The 22,460-nt window shown below is 73.5% G+C and carries 19 protein-coding genes; 8 read left to right on the forward strand and 11 right to left on the reverse strand.

The features are described 5' to 3' along the window. On the reverse strand, nucleotides 1-1,489 hold a 1,489-nt coding region (locus NBM05_RS13505), incomplete at its 3' end, for a sodium/proline symporter (protein ID WP_254168534.1). A 208-nt stretch (nucleotides 1,490-1,697) separates the two neighbouring features. On the opposite strand from NBM05_RS13505, the gene NBM05_RS13510 reads away from it, so the two are divergent. After that, on the forward strand, nucleotides 1,698-2,597 hold the full coding sequence (locus tag NBM05_RS13510; protein WP_254168536.1) for a LysR family transcriptional regulator: 900 nt from the start codon (nucleotides 1,698-1,700) through the stop codon (nucleotides 2,595-2,597). Between the two features lie 61 nt (nucleotides 2,598-2,658). Here the strand turns inward: NBM05_RS13510 and NBM05_RS13515 are convergent, their stop codons facing one another. The 5 genes from NBM05_RS13515 to NBM05_RS13535 form a co-directional block, all read right to left on the reverse strand. Continuing rightward, nucleotides 2,659-3,678 (reverse strand): GHMP family kinase ATP-binding protein, encoded by a 1,020-nt coding sequence (locus tag NBM05_RS13515; RefSeq protein WP_254168538.1) that lies wholly within the window; start codon nucleotides 3,676-3,678, stop codon nucleotides 2,659-2,661. Next, a complete protein-coding gene (rsmA, locus tag NBM05_RS13520) occupies nucleotides 3,675-4,565 on the reverse strand; it encodes a 16S rRNA (adenine(1518)-N(6)/adenine(1519)-N(6))-dimethyltransferase RsmA (protein ID WP_254168540.1) in 891 nt (296 codons plus the stop codon). The genes NBM05_RS13515 and rsmA overlap by 4 nt, the downstream gene beginning before the upstream one ends. Before the next feature lie 160 nt (nucleotides 4,566-4,725). Then, complete coding sequence (locus NBM05_RS13525; RefSeq protein WP_254168542.1) at nucleotides 4,726-5,787, reverse strand: TatD family hydrolase; 1,062 nt, start codon at nucleotides 5,785-5,787, stop codon at nucleotides 4,726-4,728. Nucleotides 5,788-5,986: 199 nt separating this feature from the next. Continuing rightward, nucleotides 5,987-6,850, reverse strand: a complete 864-nt coding sequence (rsmI, locus tag NBM05_RS13530) for a 16S rRNA (cytidine(1402)-2'-O)-methyltransferase (protein WP_254168564.1) — start codon at nucleotides 6,848-6,850, stop codon at nucleotides 5,987-5,989. Between the two features lie 266 nt (nucleotides 6,851-7,116). Continuing rightward, entirely contained in the window at nucleotides 7,117-8,139 is a 1,023-nt protein-coding gene (locus NBM05_RS13535; protein WP_254168544.1) for a DUF368 domain-containing protein, read from the reverse strand. Nucleotides 8,140-8,292: 153 nt separating this feature from the next. On the opposite strand from NBM05_RS13535, the gene NBM05_RS13540 reads away from it, so the two are divergent. From NBM05_RS13540 to NBM05_RS13550, 3 genes are read left to right on the forward strand one after another with little or no spacing between them, the layout of a single operon-like run. Next, complete coding sequence (locus tag NBM05_RS13540) at nucleotides 8,293-10,050, forward strand: ABC transporter ATP-binding protein (protein ID WP_254168546.1); 1,758 nt, start codon at nucleotides 8,293-8,295, stop codon at nucleotides 10,048-10,050. After that, a complete protein-coding gene (locus NBM05_RS13545) occupies nucleotides 10,047-12,035 on the forward strand; it encodes an ABC transporter ATP-binding protein (protein ID WP_254168547.1) in 1,989 nt (662 codons plus the stop codon). The genes NBM05_RS13540 and NBM05_RS13545 overlap by 4 nt, the downstream gene beginning before the upstream one ends. Before the next feature lie 42 nt (nucleotides 12,036-12,077). Further along, complete coding sequence (locus NBM05_RS13550) at nucleotides 12,078-13,700, forward strand: dolichyl-phosphate-mannose--protein mannosyltransferase (RefSeq protein ID WP_254168549.1); 1,623 nt, start codon at nucleotides 12,078-12,080, stop codon at nucleotides 13,698-13,700. 27 nt (nucleotides 13,701-13,727) lie between these two features. On the opposite strand, the gene NBM05_RS13555 is transcribed toward NBM05_RS13550, so the two are convergent. The 4 genes from NBM05_RS13555 to NBM05_RS15480 form a co-directional block, all read right to left on the reverse strand. Next, a complete protein-coding gene (locus tag NBM05_RS13555) occupies nucleotides 13,728-14,594 on the reverse strand; it encodes a TIGR01906 family membrane protein (protein WP_254168552.1) in 867 nt (288 codons plus the stop codon). Between the two features lie 120 nt (nucleotides 14,595-14,714). Continuing rightward, nucleotides 14,715-15,989 carry a L,D-transpeptidase gene (locus tag NBM05_RS13560; RefSeq protein ID WP_254168554.1) on the reverse strand — a complete coding sequence of 425 codons (1,275 nt, stop codon included), beginning with the start codon at nucleotides 15,987-15,989 and terminating at the stop codon, nucleotides 14,715-14,717. Between the two features lie 194 nt (nucleotides 15,990-16,183). Then, nucleotides 16,184-16,417 carry a DUF3499 family protein gene (locus NBM05_RS13565; protein ID WP_373689339.1) on the reverse strand — a complete coding sequence of 78 codons (234 nt, stop codon included), beginning with the start codon at nucleotides 16,415-16,417 and terminating at the stop codon, nucleotides 16,184-16,186. Nucleotides 16,418-16,448: 31 nt separating this feature from the next. After that, entirely contained in the window at nucleotides 16,449-16,952 is a 504-nt protein-coding gene (locus tag NBM05_RS15480; protein ID WP_373689340.1) for a WhiB family transcriptional regulator, read from the reverse strand. A 141-nt stretch (nucleotides 16,953-17,093) separates the two neighbouring features. Here NBM05_RS15480 and NBM05_RS13575 point away from each other — a divergent pair, with 141 nt between their 5' ends. Continuing rightward, nucleotides 17,094-17,777, forward strand: coding sequence for a TIGR03089 family protein (locus NBM05_RS13575; RefSeq protein ID WP_254168556.1), 684 nt, complete (start codon nucleotides 17,094-17,096; stop codon nucleotides 17,775-17,777). Between the two features lie 257 nt (nucleotides 17,778-18,034). Here NBM05_RS13575 and NBM05_RS13580 read toward each other — a convergent pair whose 3' ends face one another. After that, nucleotides 18,035-18,613 (reverse strand): GtrA family protein, encoded by a 579-nt coding sequence (locus tag NBM05_RS13580; RefSeq protein WP_254168558.1) that lies wholly within the window; start codon nucleotides 18,611-18,613, stop codon nucleotides 18,035-18,037. 246 nt (nucleotides 18,614-18,859) lie between these two features. Between NBM05_RS13580 and NBM05_RS13585 the strand changes: the two genes are divergently transcribed. The 3 genes from NBM05_RS13585 to NBM05_RS13595 all read left to right on the forward strand — a co-directional run bounded on the left by NBM05_RS13585 (nucleotide 18,860) and on the right by NBM05_RS13595 (nucleotide 22,354). After that, nucleotides 18,860-20,032, forward strand: coding sequence for a 5-(carboxyamino)imidazole ribonucleotide synthase (locus tag NBM05_RS13585; protein WP_254168568.1), 1,173 nt, complete (start codon nucleotides 18,860-18,862; stop codon nucleotides 20,030-20,032). A 35-nt stretch (nucleotides 20,033-20,067) separates the two neighbouring features. Next, the gene (gene purE, locus NBM05_RS13590; RefSeq protein WP_254168570.1) at nucleotides 20,068-20,625 is read left to right on the forward strand and encodes a 5-(carboxyamino)imidazole ribonucleotide mutase; all 558 of its coding nucleotides are present in this window, start codon (nucleotides 20,068-20,070) and stop codon (nucleotides 20,623-20,625) included. A 157-nt stretch (nucleotides 20,626-20,782) separates the two neighbouring features. Then, entirely contained in the window at nucleotides 20,783-22,354 is a 1,572-nt protein-coding gene (locus NBM05_RS13595; RefSeq protein WP_254168561.1) for an LCP family protein, read from the forward strand. Nucleotides 22,355-22,460: the final 106 nt, after the last annotated feature.

Here is a 22,460-nt window from a genome sequence, read left to right on the forward strand (position 1 = left end):
GGCGGGTGACCTTCTCGCTCGGCGCCGGGCCGAGGCGGTTGCCCGCCCACAGCGCGAGCATCCCGACGAGGAAGCCCGGGACCAGCTCGTAGAGCCCGATCGTGTCGATCTGCCGGTAAACGATGACGGTGGCTCCACCGGCGACGATGCTGGCGAGCGCGCCGACCCAGGTCGAGCGGCGGGAGTAGAGGGCCGCGATCAGGACCGGCCCGAAGGTCGCGCCGAAGCCGGCCCAGGCGTACCCGACGAGGTCCAGGATGGTCCCGCCGTTGAGCGCCACGACGACGCCGATCACGGTGCACAGCACCACGGTCGCCCGGCTCAGCCAGAGCAGCCGCTGCGGGGAGGCGTCCCGATGGAGGAAGGCCCGGTAGAAGTCCTCGGTCAGGGTCGTGGAGGCCACGACCAGCTGCGAGGAGGCGGTGCTCATGATGGCCGAGAGGACGCCGGCGAGGAAGATGCCCGCCATCCAGGTGGGAAGCATGGTCGAGACGTAGTGCATGTAGATGCCCTCGGGGTCGGCCTCCATGCCATTGCCGTAGCTGGCCACCGCGGCCAGGCCGATGACGCCGGCGGAGCCGAGCAGGGTGATCGACAGGACCAGGCCCAGGCGCGCGCCGTTCTTGGCGGACTCCTTGGACCGCATCCCCATGAACCGGACCAGGATGTGCGGCGAGCCGAAGTAGCCGAGGCCCCAGGCCAGCGAGGAGACGATCGCGACGATCGCGAACGTCGTCGTGGTGTCCCACTGCCCGTCCACCAGCGCGACCTGGGAGAACAGGTTGCCCATGTCCGGGTTCTGCTCGGTCAGGGCGCCGGCGATGCCGCCGATCCCGCCCGCGTTGAGCAGCGCCACCACCATCACGATCGCGAGGCTGACGAACATCAGCAGCCCCTGGATCAGGTCGGTGTAGCTGCTGGCCAGGTAGCCGCCCAGCGAGGAGTAGGCCATCACGGCCACGGCCCCCACGATCGTGCCCGTCATCACCGAGCTGCCGAAGACCTGGGCGAAGATGATGCCGGTGGCGATGAACGCCGAGCCGAGGTAGATGACGTAGAAGATGATGATGAAGACCGCGGAGGCGCTGCGGAGGGCGTCGCTGTGGAAGCGGTTGGCGAAGAACCCGGGGAGGGTCACGGACTCGCTCGCCGCGTCCCCGCGCCAGTCCATGCTGCGCTCCGAGTAGTCCCTCAGGCGCCCGGCGAGGACCTTCCAGCTGAGGTAGAAGCCGAGCGTCAGCCCGACGATCATCCAGGTGTTGACGACGCCGCTGACGTAGAACGCCCCCGGCAGCCCGAAGAACACCCACTGGCTGGAGTCGGTGGCCTTGGCGCTCACGGCGGTGACGAACGTGCCGAGCCGGCGGCCGCCGATGGCGAAGTCGCTCATCCCCGTGTTCTTCCGGTAGGCCCAGATGCCGATGGCGAGGATGATCACGATGTAGAGGACGAAGATGACGATCCGGATCGGATCGGTGGTGGTGGTCATGGCAGTCACGCTTCCGCTGGTCGGGTCCGGGGGACCCGGGCTTGAGGGATCTGGGTCACAACTCTAGGGGCGGGGGGCGGCCGTGCGAGGCCGCGAGGATTAGAGATGGGTGAGCTGGAGCACAGTGCTGCTGATGCTCGACGGCGGGCGGGCGGCGTCGGCCTCCCCGGCCCGGTGCGCGGCGGGCGGACCGATATACACTCTCGGCATGACACTCGACGTCAACAGCCTCGCGACCATGGGCGCCGTGATGCGCACCGGGTCCTTCGCCGCCGCCGCGCGCGAGCTCGGCTACACGCCGTCGGCGGTCTCCCAGCAGATGTCCGCCCTCGAGCGCAGCCTCGGGATCCGGCTGTTCGACCGGGAGCCGCGGCGGGTCACGCCCACCGAGGCCGCCCACTACGTCCAGGAGCGCAGCGAGCAGGTGATCGACCTGCTCGGGCAGCTGGAGGTGGACCTCGCCCGGCTGGGCGCCGGGGAGACCGGGCGGCTGCGGGTCGGCACCTTCGACTCGGCGGGCGGGCCGATCATGGGCCAGGCCATCGCGCGCTTCCTGGTGCGCCGGCGCGAGGTCCAGATCACCCTGGACGAGGGCGAGCCCTACGAGCTGTTCCCCCGCGTCTCCGACGGCGGCCTGGACCTGGCCCTGGGCTTCCAGTACGACCTGGTCCCCCGCAAGTTCCCGGACAACCTCCGGCTCTCGGAGGTCATGACGGAGGACCTGTACGTCGTGGCGCACCGCAAGCACCGCCTGGCCGGCAGGCCCTCGGTGCGCCTCGAGGAGCTGCACGGCGAGACCTGGGTCGCGCACCGCGAGGAGACCCCCTCGCACCACTGCCTGCAGGAGCTGTGCGCGCGGAGCGGGTTCCGGCCGGAGATCGCCTTCCGCAGCAACAACCTCGGGACCGTGAAGGGGATCGTGGCCGCGGGGCTCGCGGTGGCGATGATCCCGCAGCTGAGCTACCGGCCGGACGAGGACGACGTCGTCGCCCTGCCCATCGCGGAGACGATGCCGCGCCGGCAGATCGTGGCCGCGACCCGGGCCGACGACGCGAACCCGCTGACTGCGGCCTTCCTCGGCGCGATGCGGCGGGTGGCGCTGCCCTGAGCGGGGGCGGGCGGGGCCGCGGGGGCAGCCGCTCGACCGGGTCGCGCGCGCGGCCGCGTGCTCAGCCGGTCGCCGGAATCGTCGTGCGGATCGCTTCCGCGCCCGTGAGCGCGTTGGCGGCCTCCGGGCCGTCGGCGGCTTCCGGGCCGTCGGCACCCGGCCCACCGGCCCTCCGCCGGCGCAGGCGCATCACCGTGGGACCGGAGCCCGAGAGCAGGCTCGCCCAGCCGGGCCGCGGGGCCAGGACGGGGCCTAGCTCGGGGCGCAGGCTGAGCGCGGCGCGCTGGAGGTCGTTGCGCAGCAGCGGCGCGAGGGCGGCGGCGTCGTCCCCGGGCCGCGCGAGCGCCTCCAGCAGGTCCGGCGGCACCGTGACCTCTGCCGGGGCACGCGCCGCCGGGGTGGCCCGACCGCCCGAGGCGGCGTCGTCGGCGCGCAGCCGGTCCAGCTCGCGGAACACCTCCGGCGTCGAGAGGCCGAAGGCGGCCGGCACCAGCTCGACCTCGAGCGGCTCCGCCAGCCGCACCGGCCTGAGCTCGGTCCCGGTCCCGGTTCCGACGGCGACGCCGCCGAGCAGCGCGAAGGGCACGTCGGCGCCCAGCCGGGCCGCGAGGGCGGTCAGCTCGGCCGGGGCCAGGGCTGGGGCCAGGCCGGTCAGCGCGAGCAGCCGGTCCACGGCACGCAGGGCGGCGGCGGCGTCGGCGGACCCGCCCGCCATGCCGCCCGCCACGGGGATCTCCTTGACGACCTCCAGGCGCAGCCCCAGGTCCTCGGGCAGGCCGTGGCGGCGCAGCAGGAGGTCCGCGGCCCGCACGGCCAGGTTGGTCCCGTCGGCGGGGACGGAGTCCAGGCTGAAGCGGCCGGCCGCGGCCATCCGCTCCAGCGCGGAGCCCGGGGCGAGCGTCGTCTCGACGGTCACGCCCGCGCCGCGCGGGCCCAGCTCGGCGGTCACGGTCTCGTGCAGGTCCACCGCGGCGTAGAGGCTCGCGACGTCGTGGTACCCGTCCGCGCGGGCGTCGCCCACGGCGAAGTGGAGGTTGACCTTCCCCGGCGCCGTCGCGGTGCAGCGCGGCGAGGCGGTCACGGGGCCGGGTCCGCGTCCGGAGCGTCGGCCTCGGGGCCCGGCGCGTCCGCCGCGGCGGCGATCCGCGCGAACTCCTCGACCCCGAGTCGCTCGCCCCGCAGCGACGGGTCGACGCCCGCCCGCGTCAGGACCTCCTCGGCCGCCGCGCCGGAGCCGGCCCACCCGGCCAGCGCCGAGCGCAGGGTCTTGCGGCGCTGGGCGAAGGCGGCGTCGACGACCCGGAACAGCGTCCCGCGGTCCACCTCCGCCAGCGGCTTCTCGCGGCGCGTGAAGGCCACCAGCCCGGAGCGGATCTTGGGCGCCGGCCAGAACACGTTGGTCCCGATCACCCCGGCCTTGCGCACCTCGGCGAACCAGGAGGCCTTGACCGATGGCACGCCGTAGACCTTGGACCCGGGCCCGGCCGCCAGCCGGTCCGCGACCTCGTCCTGGACCATGACCAGGCCGTGGCGGATCGAGGGGAAGGTCTCCAGCAGGTGGATCAGCACCGGCACGGCCACGTTGTAGGGCAGGTTGGCCACGAGCGCGTCGGGTGCGGCGGGCAGCTCGGTCACCCTCAGGGCGTCGGAGAGCACGACGTCGAGCCGCCCGCCCGCCTCGGGCCGGAAGCGCTCCACCGTCTCGGGCAGCTGGTGGGCCAGCGGCGGGTCGATCTCGACGGCGACGACGCGCTCGGCCGCGTCCAGCAGCCCGAGCGTGAGCGAGCCCAGCCCGGGCCCGACCTCGAGCACCGTCTCCCCCGGCTCCACGCCGGCGGTGGCGATGATGCGGCGGATCGTGTTCGGGTCGATCACGAAGTTCTGCCCGAGGGTCTTGGTGGGCCGGATGCCCGCCCGCTCGGCGAGCTCGCGGATCTCGGCGGGTCCCAGCAGCGCGTTGTCTTTCACTGTATGCACCCTACTATGACGGCGCGCGGGGCGGTTCCCGACGCCGTCGGCCCGCCCGGGACGGCGCCGCCCGCCATGCGCCGAGCCCGCCCGCGCCGCGCGTCGCGCCGGCCCACGTCAAGCCGGCCCGCGTTGCGCACACGACCCGCCCCGCGCCCGCTCACTCCCCGAAGCCCGGCAGCCCCCAGGACCCGTAGACCGCCACGGAGTTCTCCCGGATCGTGCGGCACAGCCCGGCGAGGTCCTCCCCGCGCCGCTGGGCCATGTAGCGGACCGTGTAGTTGGTCATGTACGAGGCGTTGGGCCGGCCCCGGAAGGGATGCGGGGTGAGGAACGGGGCGTCGGTCTCGGCGAGGATCAGCTCCGGCCGGGCGATCTCCAGGGAGGCCTGGATGTCCCGGGAGTTCTTGAAGGTCACCGTCCCGGCGAAGGACATGCGCCAGCCGCGGGCGTTGCAGATCTCGGCCAGCTCCGGGCCGCCCGAGTAACAGTGGAAGACCGTGCGCTCGGGAGCGCCCTCCTCGTCGAGGATCGCGACGACGTCGTCGTGGGCGTCCCGGTCGTGGATCTGCAGGGCCAGGCCGGTCGCGTGGGCCAGGCGGATGTGGCGGCGGAAGCTCTCCCGCTGCGCCTCCCGGCCCTCCTCGGGGGTGCGGAAGTAGTCGAGGCCGGTCTCGCCGATCGCGCGGACCCGCGGGGATCCGGCCATCTCGGCGAGGGCCTCCAGGGCGGCGTCGAGCTCTCCCGCGGCGGCGAGCGCCGGCGCCTCGTTCGGGTGGATCGCGACGGCGGCGAGGACCCGGGGGTCGGCCTCGGCGGCGGCGACCGCGTAGGCCGAGGAGGGCAGGTCGCAGCCGACCTGCACCACGGCCCCGACGCCGAGCGCCGCGCCGGTGTCCAGCGCGTCGCGGGCCGAGACGGCGACGTCGCCGTCGAGCAGGTCCATGTGGGTGTGGTTGTCCGCGATCGCCTCGGGCAGCGGCTCGGGCGCCTTCGGGAAGACGAGGTTGCGGGAGCGCCCGTCCTCGCCGGAGGAGGAACGACGCCGGGTGCCCGGCCCGCTGGCCTCGTCCGCGGTCGCGTAGCGCTCCGGCTCGTAGGCGGGCGGGACCTCGCCGGGGACGACGCCGGGGCGGGTCGCGGGGTCGGGCCACAGCGTGGCCAGCAGCTCGGCGGCGTCGGGCGCGAGGTCGCGCCAGGTCCGGTCCGGAGAGATGCACATGCGGGGGTGCTCGCTTCCTCGGCGCCGCGCGGCGGGGGCCGGCTGGCGCCGTGTGGCAGGGGTGGAAAGGTGCCGTGGGGCGGGGGGGGAGGGGGGCGGCCGGGGACGGGCGCGACGGGTGGGCGGGGTCGACGGGCGAGGGCTGTCGACGGGGTGGGGGCTCTCGGTGGGGGGGACCGCCACTGTGACGGCCGGGCCCCTACCCGTCCGAGGAGCGCTCGGCGAGCACGGCCTCGTAGAGATCCCGCTTGCTCACGTTGTTCTCCTCCGCGACCTGGCCGGCGGCCTCCTTCAGCCGCATGCCCTCGGCCACCAGCGACTCGACCTCGCCGGTGAGGTCCTCGGGATCCGCGGCCTCGGGCTCCGCCGCACCGGCCAGGACCACCGCGATCTCGCCGCGGACCTGGTGGTGCTCGGCCCACACGTAGAGCTCGCCCAGCGTGCCGCGCAGCACCTCCTCGTGCAGCTTGGTCAGCTCGCGGGCGACGACGGCGCGCCGCTCGTCGCCGAAGGTCTCGACCAGGGCGCCGAGCATCGCGGCGAGCCGGTGCGGCGCCTCGTAGAAGACCATGGTGCGCCGCTCCCCCGTCAGCTCGCGCAGGCGGGTGCGCCGGTCCGAGGCCTTCCGGGGGATGAAGCCCTCGAAGGTGAAGCGGTCGGTGGGCAGCCCGGAGACCGCCAGCGCCGAGAGCACCGCCGAGGGGCCCGGGGCGCAGGTGATCCGCAGCCCCTCCTCGGCGGCGCGCTCGACCACGCGGAACCCCGGGTCGGAGACCGTGGGCATCCCGGCGTCGGAGATCAGCAGCACGGTCCGGCCCGCGCGCACCTCCTCGACCAGCTCCTCGGCGCGCCGCGCCTCGTTGTGGTCGTGGTTGGTCACGACCCGGCCGCCGACGCTGACCCCCAGCCCGGAGGCCAGGGTCCGCAGCCGGCGGGTGTCCTCGACGGCGACGACGTCGGCGCTGCTCAGGTACTCCCGGAGCCGCTCGGAGGCGTCCCGGAGGTTGCCGATGGGGGTCGCGGCGAGGACGAGGGCGCCGCCCTCGGCGGCCGTGTCCCGCAGGGCGAGGGACTCGCCCCGGGCGGCGTCGCGGTCCTCCGCGTCCGGGTCGCGGTCCCGATCCGCCGGCGCGCGGTCCTCGCCGCTTGGGACGCGCTCCCCGCCGCTCGGGGCGCGGTCCCCGCCGGTCAGGGCGCGGTCTCGCCGCTCGGGGTGCGCCCCTCCCGGGACGCGGCGTCGTGCTCGGCGGGGCGCTGGGGTCTCGGTGGTCACTCACGCGTCCCACTGTAGTCACCCGCGGGGCCCCGCGCCCGGCTCCGAGAGGCGGCTCACCCCGCGCGGCCGGGAAGACCGCTCACGCCGGGGTCGAGGGAGCCCGCGCGCCGGCCGGCCGCCCGCGCCGCGAGCCGCTCCACCAGGATGGTGAGCGCCACGGCCAGGAACCCGGCGATCGCCCAGCCGAGGGCCGCCCCCGCGTGCTCGCCCACCGGCTGCAGCGCGTTGTCCTCGCCGGTCCACGGCCACAGCGCCCGCAGCGCCCCGGCCATGACGCCGGTCAGGATCACCAGGGTGAGGTGGAAGTGGTGCTCGAGCAGCCACTGCAGCCCCTTGATGACCGTGACCATGCCCAGGACCGCGCCCAGGAAGAACAGGCCGATGTAGCCGAAGTCCCGGTCCCGCACCGCGCCCAGGGTGACCTCGTACATCCCGAAGGTCAGCAGCAGGAAGGAGCCCGAGAGCCCGGGCAGGATCAGCGCGGAGACCGCCACCGCGGCGGCCAGCACGATCTGCAGCGCGTTCGGCTCCGCGGCCCCGCTGGGCGGCAGCGAGACCAGCGCGAAGGCCGCGGCGAAGGCCGCCAGCGTGACGGGCAGGTCCCGCAGCCGCCACCGGCTCACCATGGAGAACGGTACGTAGAGCGAGGCCAGCACCATGCCGAAGAACGCGGCGGAGGTCTGCACCGGGTGCTCCTCGACCAGCCGGGACATGATCCCGGCCATGACCGCGAGCGCGACGACCATGCCGATCCCCACCGGCAGCAGCGTCCACCAGTGCACCCGGCGGAAGTTCCACGCGGCCCGCGCGGCCCGGGACCGGTCGCGCCGGATCGTCCCGATCAGCCAGTCCTTGACCCCGGAGACCATGTGCCCCAGCGAGGCGATGAGCCGGTCGTAGAGCCCGACGACGAGCGCCACGGTCCCCCCGCTCACCCCCGGCACGGTCTCGACGCTGCCCACGAGCGCGCCGCGGAGGACGTCCAGCAGGAACCTCCAGAGGCCCGGCCGGCGCGCCGGGTCGTGGGTCGGGAGGTCGGGGGCGGCGTCGGCGCGGGTGGATCCGGGGCTCGTCATGGCGTGACCGTCATGGCTTTCTACTCGGCGGCGCGGACGCCTCAGGGCGCCCGGGTCTTGAACCTCGATGATCCCCCGCGCGCTCCCTTGTTGCCAAATGCGTTGCGGCGTAGAATTACCCCGCCTCATTCAGCCGTCAGGTGGGATCCACTCATGCTGCTCTCGCTCCTGCGCCGCTACAGCGCACCGTACAAGGGCAGGATCGCCGCGGTGCTGCTCCTGCAGCTCGTCTCGGTCCTGGCCGCCCTCTACCTGCCCAGCCTGAACGCCGAGATCATCGACCGGGGCGTGACCACCGGGGACACCGACTTCATCTGGCGCACCGGCGGCGTCATGCTGCTGGTCTCGCTCGTGCAGGTCTCCACCGCGATCGTGGCGGTCTACTTCGGCGCGATGGCCTCGATGGCGGTTGGCCGGGACCTGCGCGCGGCGGTCTACGGCGGCGTCGACTCCTTCGGCTCGCAGGAGCTCTCCCGCTTCGGGGCGCCCTCGCTCATCACCCGGGGCACCAACGACGTCCAGCAGATCCAGATGCTGCTGCTCATGATCATGAACTTCATGGTGATGATGCCGATCATGATCGTGGGCGGCGTCATCATGGCCATCCGGGAGGACGTGGGGCTGTCCTGGCTGGTGTGGGTCTCCGCGCCGGCGGTCGTGCTCATCATGGTGCTGTTCATCCGCCGGCTGATGCCGCTGTTCCGGGTCATGCAGAGCCGGGTCGACGGCGTGAACTCCGTGCTGCGCGAGCAGATCATGGGCATCCGGGTGATCCGGGCCTTCGTCCGCGAGCGCCACGAGACCGAGCGCTTCGCCGACGCCAACCAGGCCATCACGGACGTCTCGGTGCACATCGGCCGGCTGTTCGTGCTGATCGGGCCCATCATCACGGTCCTGCTCTTCGCGGCCGAGGCCGCGGTGCTGTGGTTCGGCGGGCAGCGCGTGGACGCCGGGCAGATGGAGGTCGGCTCCCTGACCGCGTTCATGCAGTACCTCATGCAGATCCTCATGGCCGTGCTGATGGGGACCTTCATGGCCATGATGTTCCCGCGCGCGATCGTGTGCGCGCAGCGGATCGGCGAGGTCCTGGCGACCCGCCCGTCCGTCGTCGCCCCCGAGGACCCCGAGGAGCCCGCCGGGCGCCGCGGCGTCGTCGAGTTCCGCAACGTGGGCTTCCGCTACCCCGGCGCCGAGGGTGCGGTGCTGCGGGACATCTCCTTCCGCGCCGAGCCCGGGACCACGACGGCGATCATCGGCTCGACCGGCGCCGGCAAGTCCACCCTGGTCAGCCTCATCCCGCGCCTCTACGACGCGACCGAGGGCAGCGTGCTGCTCGACGGCGTCGACGTCCGCCGCATGGATCCGGCCGCGATCACCGGCCGCGTGGGCTCCGTGCCGCAGAAGCCGTACCTGTTCTCCGGGACCGTGGCGAGCAACCTGCGCTTCGGCGACTCCGAGGCCCCCGACGCGCGGCTCTGGGACGCCCTGGAGACCGCCCAGGCCACGGAGTTCGTCCAGGACCGGGTCACCGGCGAGGGCGAGGAGGCCGCGCGCGGGCTCGACTCCGGCATCTCCCAGGGCGGCACCAACGTCTCCGGCGGGCAGCGCCAGCGGCTGTGCATCGCCCGCGCGCTGGTCGCCCGCCCCGCGGTCTACCTCTTCGACGACTCGTTCTCCGCGCTCGACGTCGCGACCGACGCGCGGCTGCGCGCCGCCCTCGAGCCGCGCACGCGGGACGCCGCGGTGATCATCGTGGCCCAGCGCGTCTCGACCATCACCCACGCGGACCAGATCCTCCTGCTCGACGCCGGCAGGATCGTCGCCCGCGGGACCCACTCCGAGCTCCTCGACTCCTCGGAGACCTACCGGGAGATCGTCGAGTCCCAGCTCTCTGCGGAGGAGGCGGCATGAGCGAGTTCATGGACGAGCAGGCCCCCACGCCCCAGATCAAGGCGTTCTGGCCCACGGCCCTGCGCCTGGTCCGGGAGCTCGGCCGGTTCCGGATCCGCCTGGTCGTCGTGGCCGTGGCCTCGGTCCTGCTGCAGGTCGCCGCCCCGCGGGTGCTGGGACACGCGATGGACCTGATCTTCGCCGGCGTCGTGGGCTCGCAGACGCCCGCCGGCGTGAGCTCCGGGGCGGTGGTCGAGGGGCTGCGCGCCCAGGGCCAGGGGCAGCTGGCCGACATGCTCTCGGGCATGCGGTTCGTCCCCGGCTCCGGCATCGACTTCCCCGCGCTCGCGCAGGCGCTGCTCACGGTCGTGGGCATGTACGGCCTGGCCGCGGTGTTCATGTGGATCCAGGGGCGCATCCTCAACGACCTGGTCATGCACGTGGTCTACGACCTCCGCCGCCGCGTGGAGGCCAAGGTCAACGCGCTGCCGCTGAGCTACTTCGACACCCGCCAGCGCGGTGACGTCCTGTCCCGCACCACCAACGACATGGACAACGTCCAGCAGGCGCTCCAGCAGGCCTTCGCGCAGCTGGTGTACTCGCTGCTGACGATCGTGGGCGTGGGCGTCATGATGTTCACGATCTCGTGGCAGCTCGCGCTGGTGACGCTGGTCGCGCTGCCGGTCTCCGGCGTCGTCGTCGGGATCATCGGCAAGCGCAGCCAGAAGCTGTTCGGCGCGCAGTGGAAGAGCACGGGCGAGCTGAACGGGCACGTCGAGGAGTCCTTCACGGGGCACGACGTCGTGCGCGTCTTCGGCCGCGGCCCGGCCATGCGGGAGCGCTTCGACGAGCGCAACGAGGCCGTGTACGGCGCCGCGTTCAGGGCCCAGTTCCTCTCCGGCATGATGATGCCGATCATGCAGTTCGTGAACTACCTGGGGTACGTGGGCATCGCGGTGCTCGGGGCGCTCAAGGTCGCCAACGGGCAGATCTCGCTGGGCGCGGCGACCGCGTTCATCCAGTACACGCGGCAGTTCAACGAGCCGATCGCGCAGATCGCGGGCATGGCCAACATGCTGCAGTCGGGCGTGGCCAGCGGCGAGCGGGTCTTCGAGCTGCTCGACGAGCCGGAGCAGCCGGCCGACGTCGACGCCGCGCGGGACCCGGAGGAGCGGGTGCGCGGCCGGATCGAGTTCCGCGACGTCGACTTCTCCTACACCCCCGACCGGCCGCTCATCCGCGACCTGAGCCTGCGCGCCGAGCCGGGCCAGACCGTCGCGATCGTGGGGCCCACCGGAGCGGGCAAGACCACGCTGGTCAACCTCATCATGCGCTTCTACGACGTCGACGCCGGCGCGATCACCCTGGACGGCGTCGACGTCCGGGACATGACCCGGGACCGGCTGCGCCAGTCCACCGGCATGGTCCTGCAGGACGCGGTCCTCTTCGAGGGCAGCATCCTGGAGAACATCCGCTACGGCCGGCTGGACGCGAGCGACGAGGAGGTGCTCGCGGCGGCCCGGGCCACCTACGTGGACCGCTTCGTCCGCGCCCTGCCCGAGGGCTACGGGACCGTGATCGACCAGGAGGGCGGCGCGATCTCGGCGGGCGAGCGCCAGCTGATCACCATCGCGCGCGCGTTCCTGGCCGACCCGGCCGTGCTGATCCTCGACGAGGCGACCTCCTCGGTGGACACCCGCACCGAGGTGCTGGTCCAGCGGGCCATGTCGGCGCTGCGGGCCCAGCGGACCTCCTTCGTCATCGCCCACCGGCTCTCCACGATCCGCGACGCGGACACGATCCTGGTGATGGAGGCCGGCGAGATCGTGGAGCAGGGCGGCCACCTCGAGCTGATGGAGGCCCACGGGCCGTACCGGGCCCTCTACGAGTCCCAGTTCGCCGCGGCGCAGGCCGTGGAGGCGCCCGACGGCGTCGAGCCCGGCTCCCTCGGATCGCCCGGTGCCGCGGAGACGGGCGCGGTCGAGGGCGGGCACCGCGCGACCTGAGTCGGCGGGGATCGGCCAGCGCCCTGACGTAGCATGGTCCGGATGAGCACCACCCCGATCGCAGCGCGCGCCCGCCGAGGACCCCGGTTCCCGGCGGGCGCGTTCGCCGAGGACTCCCTGCTGGACCGGCTCCGGGCGGTCCCCGCGGCGCTGCCCCGGCTCGCCTGGGCCGCCCCCGCGCTCGTCCTGCTGCTCGCGGCGCTGCTGCGCTTCACGGGCCTGGCGCACCCGAACGCGATCGTCTTCGACGAGACCTACTACGTCAAGGACTCGTACTCCCTCCTCCACTTCGGCTACGAGCGGTCCTGGCCGGAGAGCGCCAACGCCGCCTTCGTCGCGGGCGACCCGGGCACGCCCGAGGGCTCGCCCTCCTACGTCGTCCACCCGCCGCTGGGCAAGTGGATGATCGCGGCCGGGATGTGGCTGTTCGGCGGGGACAACCCCTTCGGCTGGCGCTTCTCCGCGGCCCTGATCGGCGTCCTGTCCATCGCGCTGCTGATGTGGGTCGCGTGGATGCTGTTCAGGTCGGTCACGCTGGCCTCGATCGCGGGGCTGCTGATGTCGGTCGACGGGCTGCACCTGGTCCAGTCGCGCCTGGCCCTGCTGGACATCTTCCTCATGTTCTGGCTGCTCGCGGCCTTCGCCTGCCTCGTCGCGGACCGGCTCCAGGCCCGACGCCGTCTGGCCCGGCTCGTCGCGGCCGCCGCCGGTCCCGGGGGTCGGCCGCCCAGTGCCGCCTTCCTCGCCTACGGACCGTGGCTCGGGGTGCGCTGGTGGCGCATCGCGGCGGGCGTCTGCTGCGGGGCCGCGGTCGGCGTGAAGTGGAACGCCCTGTTCTTCGTCGCCGCCCTCGGGCTCATGACGGTGCTGTGGGACGCCGGGGCCCGGCGCGTGGCCGGGATCCGCAGCTGGTTCACCGCGGCGGTGGTCAAGGACTCGTGGCCGGCGTTCCTGGCGATCGTGGGCACCGGACTGCTGACCTACCTCGTCACGTGGTCGGGGTGGTTCGCCTCGTCCGGGGCCTACGACCGCGACTGGGCCGCGCAGCACCCGGGGCAGGGGGTCGGGTGGCTTCCGCCGGCGCTGCGCAGCCTGTGGGAGTACCACCGCTCCGCCTACGCCTTCCACCAGGGGCTCCACTCGCCGCACACCTACCAGTCCCCCGCGTGGCAGTGGCTCCTGCTGGCCCGGCCGACGTCGTACTACTACGAGAGCTACGACGCCGGGACGGCCGGCTGCTCGCCGGGGCCCTGCTCGGAGGCCATCCTCAACGTCGGCAACCCGCTCGTGTGGTGGGCCGGCGCGGCGGCGATGCTGCTGGTGACGCTGTGGTGGATCCTCAAGCGGGACTGGCGGATGGGGGCCATCGTGGTCGTCTTCGCGTCCGGCTACCTGCCGTGGTTCATGTACCCGGAGCGGACCACGTTCTACTTCTACGCGCTGTCCTTCCTGCCCTGGCTCGTCCTGGGGCTCACGGCCGTGCTCGGGCTGGGGCTCGGGAGGCCGGGCGACGGTGTGCGCCGACGGCGCGCCGGGCTCGCGGTGGTGGGGGCCTTCGTGGCGATGGCGCTGCTGGTGGCCAACCACCTGCTGCCGCTGTGGCTCGGGACGGCGATTCCCTACGACGACTGGCGCTCGCTCATGTGGTTCGACAGCTGGATCTGAGCGGGCGGCGCGCCGCGGGAGGCTGGGTCAGGCGCGGCGACGCCGGCGGGAGCGCGGCCAGGTCGCGGCGAGCAGCGCGGTCGAGACGATCAGCGCCAGGGCGCCCACGGTGGCCGCGGCGTCGACCCAGAACTGCGGCGGGTAGAGCCGGATCAGCGTGTCCGAGAGGCGGAAGGCCCAGTTCCCCTGCGGGAAGAACAGCTCGTGGAAGGCCACGAAGAAGGACTCCCAGCCGAGCGCGGCGCTCACGCCCAGCGCGAGCATGAGGGCCAGCGTGAGCCACCCGCCCAGGAACAGGGCCCGGCGCGCCGAGCCCGGGGCCCGGCGCCGGAGTCCCAGGGCGCCCGCGGCGGCCACGAGCGCGAACACCGCGACGGCCAGCAGGGCCCAGAGCAGCACGTGCTTGACGTCGGTCATGTGGCCGATCTCGGGCGCGGTGAAGGCCCGGTCGCCGTTGCCCAGCACGACGTCGCCGAGGTAGCGCTCCGGGGCGAAGTTCAGGATGTAGTCGAGCCCGTGGGAGCCGTAGGTCATCCGCTCCTCGGGGCTGAAGCCGTAGGGGTCCGCCGGAAAGCCCGGGCGGTGGTATTCGATCCAGAGGAAGAGCGGGCTCGCGACGGCGCGCAGGGCCAGGGCCAGGGTCACCAGCGGGACCGCGAGCGCGATCAGGGCCTGCCGCAGCCGCAGCGCCCGGGGGCGGCGGGGCGCGGGCGACGCCGGGGCGCTCGCACCGGCCGGGTGCTCGCCCGCCGGGGCGTCGGCGGGGCCGAACCGTGGCCCGGGGCCGAACCGTCGCCCGGCGCCGTGCCGCCCCCGGCGGCCGGGCCCTCGCCCGCGGCGCGGGATCCCGTCCCAGACCCGGGCTCGGTGACGGCGGGCATCAGCCCGTCCCACTCCTGCTGGGGCGAGGCCGACCACGGGGTGTGCTCGGCGTCGTCTCGGGGGGAACGCGGCATGCTGCTCCTCGGCGCGGGTCAGGCCCGCACCGGCCGGCGCGGGATCGTCGGCTGAACTCTACCAGTTGCCCTTCCACGCGGCGTCGGCGTAGTGCTCGAAGGGGATGTTCCAGTCGCCGAAGCCGTCGTCGGGGTCCGCCTCGGGGTATCCGGTGCCCTTGGCCTCGATCACGTCGCCCACGCGGAAGTTCTCGAAGATGTACCGCGCGCCCTCCGGCGGCAGCCCGATGCAGCCGTGGGAGACGTTGGCGACGCCCAGCAGCGGGATCGCCGAGGGCAGCGCCTGGTGCACGAACACGCCCGAGCGAGTCAGGCGCGAGGTCCACGAGGCGTCGAAGGGCTCGTACCAGTGGGGGTCGTCCTTGGTCAGGCCCAGGGACTTCGGGTTGAAGCTGTACTTGGCCTGCTGCTCCATGATCACCAGCTCGCCGGTGACCGAGGGCCAGTCCTCGTTGCCCAGCGTCGCGGGGAACTCCTCGACCAGCCGGTCGTCGACGAAGACCCGCAGGACCTTGTCCGAGTTCTCCACGACCGCGTAGTGCTTCGCCCCGGTCGCGAACGCCAGCCGGGTGTTCTCGTTGCCGATCATGCCGTTGCCGAAGTCGACCCCCAGCAGGTCCGCCGCGACCTCGACCCGCGAGTGCGGCGCCCACTTCTCCGGCGGCCGATACCGCATCAGGGTGTCGCTGTACCAGCGGAAGCGGCCCGCCGCGACTCCCCCGCCGGTGACGCTGATGGCCTGCTCGACCTCGGCCTTGCGGGACACGGGCTCGGAGAAGGAGAACTGGATGATCTGCCCGGTGCCGTAGGTCCCGCCGTCGACGACGTTGAGCGTCGCGTTCGCCTCGAGCTCGGGCGTCACGGTCGAGAAGGTGCGCTCCCCCTCGGAGCGGTCCGTGCCATCCGCCGCGGCGTAGCTCAGGGTGTAGGCGGCGTTGAAGTCCAGGGGGCCCGACGCCGTCCACGTCCGCCCGTCCTCCGACATCTCGCCCTCGACCGGCCCCGCGGGCCCGGTGAGGTCGACGCGCTCGAGGGCGCCCCGGTCCGCGCTGACCCGCACGGGCGCGACGGGGTTGACCTGCTGGGCGCCGTCCTCGGGCTCCACGGTGAGCGCCGGGGGCGCGGTCGACGCCGCCGAGGTCGGCGTCGGGCTCGAGGATCCCTGCGGGGAGGCGCTCGGGTCTCCCTGGGCGCTCTGCTCGCCCTGGGAGCAGGCGCTCAGGAAGATCGCCCCGAACACGCCCAGGGCGCCCCCGCGCATCAGCGTCCGGCGGGTCACGGGGCGGGCGGCGGCACCGGGCCGTGACGGCTCGGGAGACGGGGTGGTGTTCACGAACTGACAGTCCTCTCGTGCAACGCGAAATGCTCGTTTTGGTGAAGTGTACCGCCCGGTAGGGAAGGTTACGCCGGGCCCGCGGCGGGTGCAGTCCGGCGGGACGCGGCGCGGCACCCGCAGACCTCGGTCTGACGTGCGGCGGGAGTCGCCAGTCGGCGATGCCGGGACGGTGAGAGGAAGAAAGGCGCGTTTCAGGAGGGGGCGTCGACCTCGGGGGTCGCGGCGGCCTCGAGCCGCACGACCTCCCAGCCGCGCGGGGCGGTGAGCCGGCTCGCGTGGACGGCGCAGAGGTCGTACGCGTGGGGCTCCACGCGGGTGGCCAGCGGGCCGATCACCACGGTCGATTCCGCGTAGGCGTAGGTCAGGGTCAGGGTGGCGGCGCGCTGGCAGGTCATGCGCGAGCAGGCGCGAATGTTCTCGGTCATCGGGTTCAGGGTACTACCGCAATCTGGGGAGTCAGCTCGCGCGCTTGCGCAGCCGACGCCGCTCCCGCTCCGACAGCCCGCCCCAGATGCCGAACCGCTCGTCCTTGGCGAGGGCGTAGTCGAGGCACGCCTCGCTGACCGGGCACTCGGAGCACACGCGCTTGGCGTCGCGCGTGGATCCGCCCTTCTCCGGGAAGAAGGCCTCGGGGTCGGTCTGCGCGCAGAGCGCGTCGGCCTGCCAGGCGAGCTCGCCCTCCTCCTCGTCGACGCCGTACTGCCCGGCGGCGGCCTGCCACAGCTTGAGCACGGCCGGATCGGAGGAGAAGAGGTCAGCCGAGGCCTCCTGGGCGTCGGCGGGCTCGGCGCGCGGGGCGGGGGCCTCGGCGTGGCGCTCGAGCAGGGCGGTCGCCTGGTCCTCCAGGCTCTGGCCGACGGCGCCCCATTCGGCGCCGTGGCTCTCGGGGGCTCGCTCCTCCGCGACTCCCTCGGAGTCAAGCGTTGCGTGTTGGCGGCGGATCGATTCGGTCATGCCCATCCTTCCTCACGCCCCCGGATGTCAGCGCGACGATATTCCAAATGCCTCACATAATTACAACGTTGTAAGCACGCTCCGTCAAGCCATGTGACGGCCTCGAGACGACGGGAGGCGGCAGGTGCCGACGGTTACGATGAAAGCATGAGCGACCGCACAGTTCCCAATGCACCGGCCAATGTGGAGTCTTATTTCGCGACCCTCGCGGCCTCCTCCGGCCCCGCCCTCGTCTGGTACGCCCCGGGCGGCGAGCGGATCGAGCTGTCCGGCCGGGTGCTGGAGAACTGGGTCGCGAAGTCGGCCAACCTCCTCAGCGAGGAGCTCGACGTCGAGCCCGGCGCCTCGCTGCGCCTGGAGGGCGGCCCGCACTGGCGCTCGGTCGCCCTGGCGCTGGGGGCGCTGCGCGCCGGCTGCCGGCTCACGCCCCGGGAGGAGGGCCCGGACCTGTGGGCCGGGTTCGAGCACGACGCGGCGGCGGAGGCCGCCGGAACCGCGCTGCTGCTCGCCCGCGGGGCCCTCGCGATGTCCTACGACGGCGCCGGCGGGCTCCCGGGCGACGCCGTCGACTTCGTCCGCGAGATCCGGGCCCAGGGCGACGTCTTCCTCCCCTTCGAGCAGCTCCCGCCCGGGCTGGAGGTGGCCGCGGCCGAGGACGACGCCGCGGCGGGCCTCACGCTGCGGCGGTGGCTGGACCTGGTCGGCGAGCACGCGGGCGCGGCCGGCGGGCGCGCGGGCGGCGCGGCGTTCGTCGTCGGCGACGAGGTGCTCGGGGCGCAGGACCTGGCCCGGTACGCCGGGGTCATGCTGGCGGGCGCGCCGTCGTGCTGATCCGCGCCGAGCTCGCCGAGGACCGCGCGCAGCTGGAGAGGATCCTCGCCGAGGAGCGCGCCGCCCTGGACGGGTGACCGGGCCTGGACGGGCGACCGGGCAGGGACGAACGACCCGACCCGGACGAGTGACCCGACCCGGACGAGTGACCCGACCGGTACGAGCGTCCCCACCGGGATGACTGCCCGGACCAAAACGGCAGGACCGGCCGCCCCCTCAGGCGGTCCCGGAGCCCCCGCGGCCGGCGCCGCCGCGTCTCAGTGGTCGGGCCGCTTGCGCGCGCCCTTCAGCACCTCGTCGACCGGCAGCTTGCCGGTCACGATCCGGGTCGCGTCGTCGACGAACTGGCCGACCCGCTCCTCCCGGGTGAACTCCTCGCTCTGCTTGGTCTCCCGGGCGTTGCCGTAGACCCAGAAGCGGTAGGCGAAGTAGCGCACGATGGTGCCGAGCACCGTGCCCACGATGGTGCCCGAGACGAACGAGGCCTCGCGCGAGGTCATCCCCAGCACGTGGAAGGTGAACAGGACGCAGCCGGACTCCACGGCGATCCCGATGAGGTTGACGACCGCGAACTGGACCGCCTCGCGCCACTTGTTCTCCTGCCGCTTCTCGCGGAAGGTCCACATGCGGTTGACGATCCAGGAGAAGATCGTGGCGATCACGCCGGCGATGAACTTGGCCTTGCCGTGGCCGTCGTCCTGGAACCAGGTGCTCATCAGGAACCAGGTGACGGAGGCGTTCACGATGAAGGCCATGCCGCCCACGATCCCGAACTTCAGGACCTCCTTGATGAAGAGCTCCCAGAGCCCTCGGACTTTCTCGGCAACGGTGGACACTCAGTCTCCAGGGGGATCGGCTTCACGGGCACCGCCCTCGGCCGTCGCGCGATGCGCGGGCGCGCCCAGGCCGTGGATCGCGGCGGGCGGCGGTTCATCGAGAGAGTCTACTCATGGCCGCTGGGATTATGCCGGGAAAGGAGCGGCAACATGACCGTGACGTACGTCAACGGGTAGCCTGGGACGGTGAGCTTTCCTGTAACCGGACCTGTAGTCGGAGTGATCGGCGGCGGCCAGCTGGCCCGCATGATGGCGCCCGAGGCCTCAGAACTCGGCCTCGACCTGCGCATCCTCGCGGAGTCCCCCGAGGTGTGCGCGGCGGCCGTGGTGCCGACGGCGCCCGTCGGGGACTACCGCGACCTCGACGCGCTGCGGCGCTTCGCCCTCGGCGTCGACGTCGTGACCTTCGACCACGAGCACGTCCCCTCCGAGCACCTGCACGCCCTGCTGTCCGAGGGGGTGAACGTGCAGCCCGGCCCCGCCGCGCTGATCCACGCCCAGGACAAGATCGAGATGCGCCGCGCCGTCGAGCGCCTCGGCCTGCCCAACCCGGAGTGGGCCGCGGTGCGCTCCCCCGAGGAGCTGACCGAGTTCGGCGAGCGCGCCGGCTGGCCCGTGGTGCTGAAGACCCCGCGCGGCGGGTACGACGGCAAGGGCGTGATGATCGTCGAGCGCAAGGACGCCGCGGGCGAGGCCGTGGCCGAGTGGTTCGAGGCCGCCCGCGCCGCCGGCGTCGACGACGGCGCCCTGCTCGCCGAGGAGAAGGTCGCCTTCTCCCGCGAGCTCTCGGCCCTGGTCGCCCGGCGCCCGTCCGGCGAGGCCCGGGCGTGGGACGTCGTCGAGTCCATCCAGGTCGACTCCGTGTGCGACGAGATCATCGCCCCCGCCCCCGGCCTCTCCCCCGAGACCGCCGACGCCGCCCGGGAGGCGGCCCTGACCATCGCGCGCGAGCTCGGGGTCACCGGCGTCATGGCCGCCGAGCTCTTCGAGGTCCCTGGCCGCGGCCCCGGCTTCGTCGTCAACGAGCTGGCCATGCGCCCGCACAACTCGGGGCACTGGACCATGGACGGCTCGGTCACCAGCCAGTTCGAGCAGCACCTGCGCGCGGTCCTGGACCTCCCGCTGGGCAGCACCGAGCGCACGGCCGAGGCCACCGTCATGAAGAACTACCTGGGCGGGTCCAACCCGGACCTGTTCTCCGCCTACCCGGCCGCGATGGCGGCCCACCCCGGCGCCAAGGTGCACACCTACGGCAAGGGGGTCCGCCCGGGCCGCAAGGTCGGCCACGTCAACGTGACCGGCCCGGCCGACGACGTCGAGCGCCTGCGCGCCGAGGCGGCCGGCGCCGCGGGCATCATCCGCGACGGGGCGCCCCGGGGCGCGGCCGGCGACCACCCCTGGAACAGGAGCGAGCAGTGAGCGATTCGGAAGACACGGCCGTGGTGGGACTCGTCATGGGGTCCGACTCCGACTGGACCGTCATGGAGGCCGCCGCCGAGGCCCTCGAGGAGTTCGGCATCCCCTACGAGGCCCGGGTGGTCTCGGCGCACCGGATGCCGGAGGAGATGGTCGAGTACGGCCGCACGGCCGAGGAGCGCGGCCTGCGCGTCGTGATCGCCGGGGCCGGGGGCGCCGCCCACCTGCCGGGCATGCTCGCCTCGCTGACGGTCCTCCCCGTCATCGGCGTGCCGGTCAAGCTGAAGTCCCTCGACGGCCTCGACTCGCTGCTGTCCATCGTGCAGATGCCCGCCGGGGTCCCGGTGGCCACGGTCTCGATCGACGGCGCCCGGAACGCGGGGCTGCTCGCGGCCCGCATCCTGGGCTCCGGCGAGACGGCCGCCGCCGCGGAGGTCCGCTCCGACCTCCGCGAGTTCGCCGACGACCTGCGCCAGACCGCCCAGGACAAGGGCGAGGCGCTGAGCCGCAAGGTCCGCGCCCGCCGGGCGGAGGACGAGGGCTCCCCCGCCGCGCGCGAGGACCGAGAGGACTCGGGCGGCGCCTACGCCCCCTGACGCCCTCGGTCGCCCTCCGGGCGGGACCCGCTCGCCGCGGCCCCGCCCGGCGGCACCGCCCCCGCGGGCGTGAGGAGCACGCCTCCCGCCCGCATCGCCCCACGGACCGGACCGCCCCGCCCGGCGGCCGGCCCGCCTCCCCGACGCCGGCAGAGATATGACCCCTCCTTCCCCCCACCTGGACCACCCCGAGCAGCCGGCCGCCGAGCGCGGCCTGGACGACCCGGTCGGCAGGCCGCACCTCACCGACCCCCTGCGCCACCCCGCCCAGGCGGGCGCCGTCACGCGCACCAAGCGCGCCTGGATCCTGCTGGCCCTGACCACGTTCCTGCCCGGCTCCGCGCAGCTGATCGCCGGGAACCGGACCCTGGGCCGGCGCGCCCTGACCGTGACCTTCTCCGTGTGGGGCGCCCTGATCCTCGCCGGCCTGCTCTTCCTGCTGCACCGGACGTGGTTGTTCGCCCTGGTCACCGGGCGTTTCACCTCGCTCGTGCTGATCGTGGCGCTGATCCTGCTCGCCATCGGCTGGGCGGTGCTGTTCCTGGACGCGCTGCGCCTCATCCGGCCCGGCCTGCTCGCGCAGGGGATGCGGCCCGCGGTCCTGATCGGCTGCGTCGTGCTCATGGTCCTCACCTCGGGCTCACTCGGCTACTCCGCCTACCTGGTGGGCGTGGGCCGCTCGGCGCTGAACAGCATCTTCTCGGGCGGGCAGGCCTTCGAGCCCGTCGAGGGCCGGTACAACTTCCTGCTGATGGGCGGCGACGCCGGTGAGGACCGCGTCGGCCGGCGCCCGGACTCGATGACCGTGTTCAGCGTCGACGCCAAGACCGGCCAGGCCGTCACCATCTCCCTGCCCCGCAACATGCAGGGGGCGCAGTTCTCCGAGGACTCGCCGCTCTGGCAGGTCTTCCCCAACGGCTTCAGCTGCGGCGACGAGTGCATCCTCAACGCCCTCTACCCGACCGTGGCCCAGGAGCACCCCGACCTGTACCCCGACTCCCCCGACCCCGGCGCGGAGGCCATGAAGGACGCCGCCTCGGGCATCACCGGCCTGGACGTCCAGGCCTACATCGTGGTGGACATGGACGGCTTCTCCAACCTGATCGACGCGCTGGGCGGCATTACGGTCGACGTCGGCGGGCGGGTCCCGATCGGCGGCGGCACCAACGAGATCACGGGCGAGAAGAACCCGATCGACGGGTACATCGAACCCGGCGTGCAGCACCTCGACGGCTTCCACGCCCTCTGGTACGCCCGCTCCCGCGAGGGCGCCTCGGACTACGACCGCGAGGCGCGCCAACGGTGCGTGCAGTCGGCGATGCTCGCCCAGCTGGACCCGGCCAACGTGCTGACCAAGTTCCAGTCCATCACCGAGGCCGGCGAGCAGATCATCGAGACGGACATCCCGGAGGCGCAGCTGTCCAGCTTCGTCGACGTCGGGCTCAAGGCCAAGGACCACGAGCTGATCCAGTACGGCGCCGCCCCGCCGTACTACGACGACCTGTTCCCGACCTACCCCGACTACGACCAGCTGCGCACCGACATCTCCGGCGTCATCGAGGGCTCGGAGTCGGGTCAGACGCCGACGCCGATCGCGGCCCTCCCGGCCGTGGCGCTGGTGGGCCTGGGCCAGCAGATGGCGCTGGGCGAGACCCCGGAGGAGGCGGGGACGACCGACGTCGAGCTCGCGGCCGAGCTCACGGAGAACGGCACCTGCTCGGTCCCCTGACCCGGTGCCCGGCGGGCCCATGGTTCGCGGCGCCGCGGCGGCGTTCTCGGGGCGGCACGGCGAGCGCCCCGGCGCCCTCGGAGCGGCACGGCGGGCGTCCCGGCGC

The organism is Rothia santali (assembly GCF_024199905.1).
Classification (GTDB): Bacteria; Actinomycetota; Actinomycetes; order Actinomycetales; family Micrococcaceae; genus Rothia; species Rothia santali.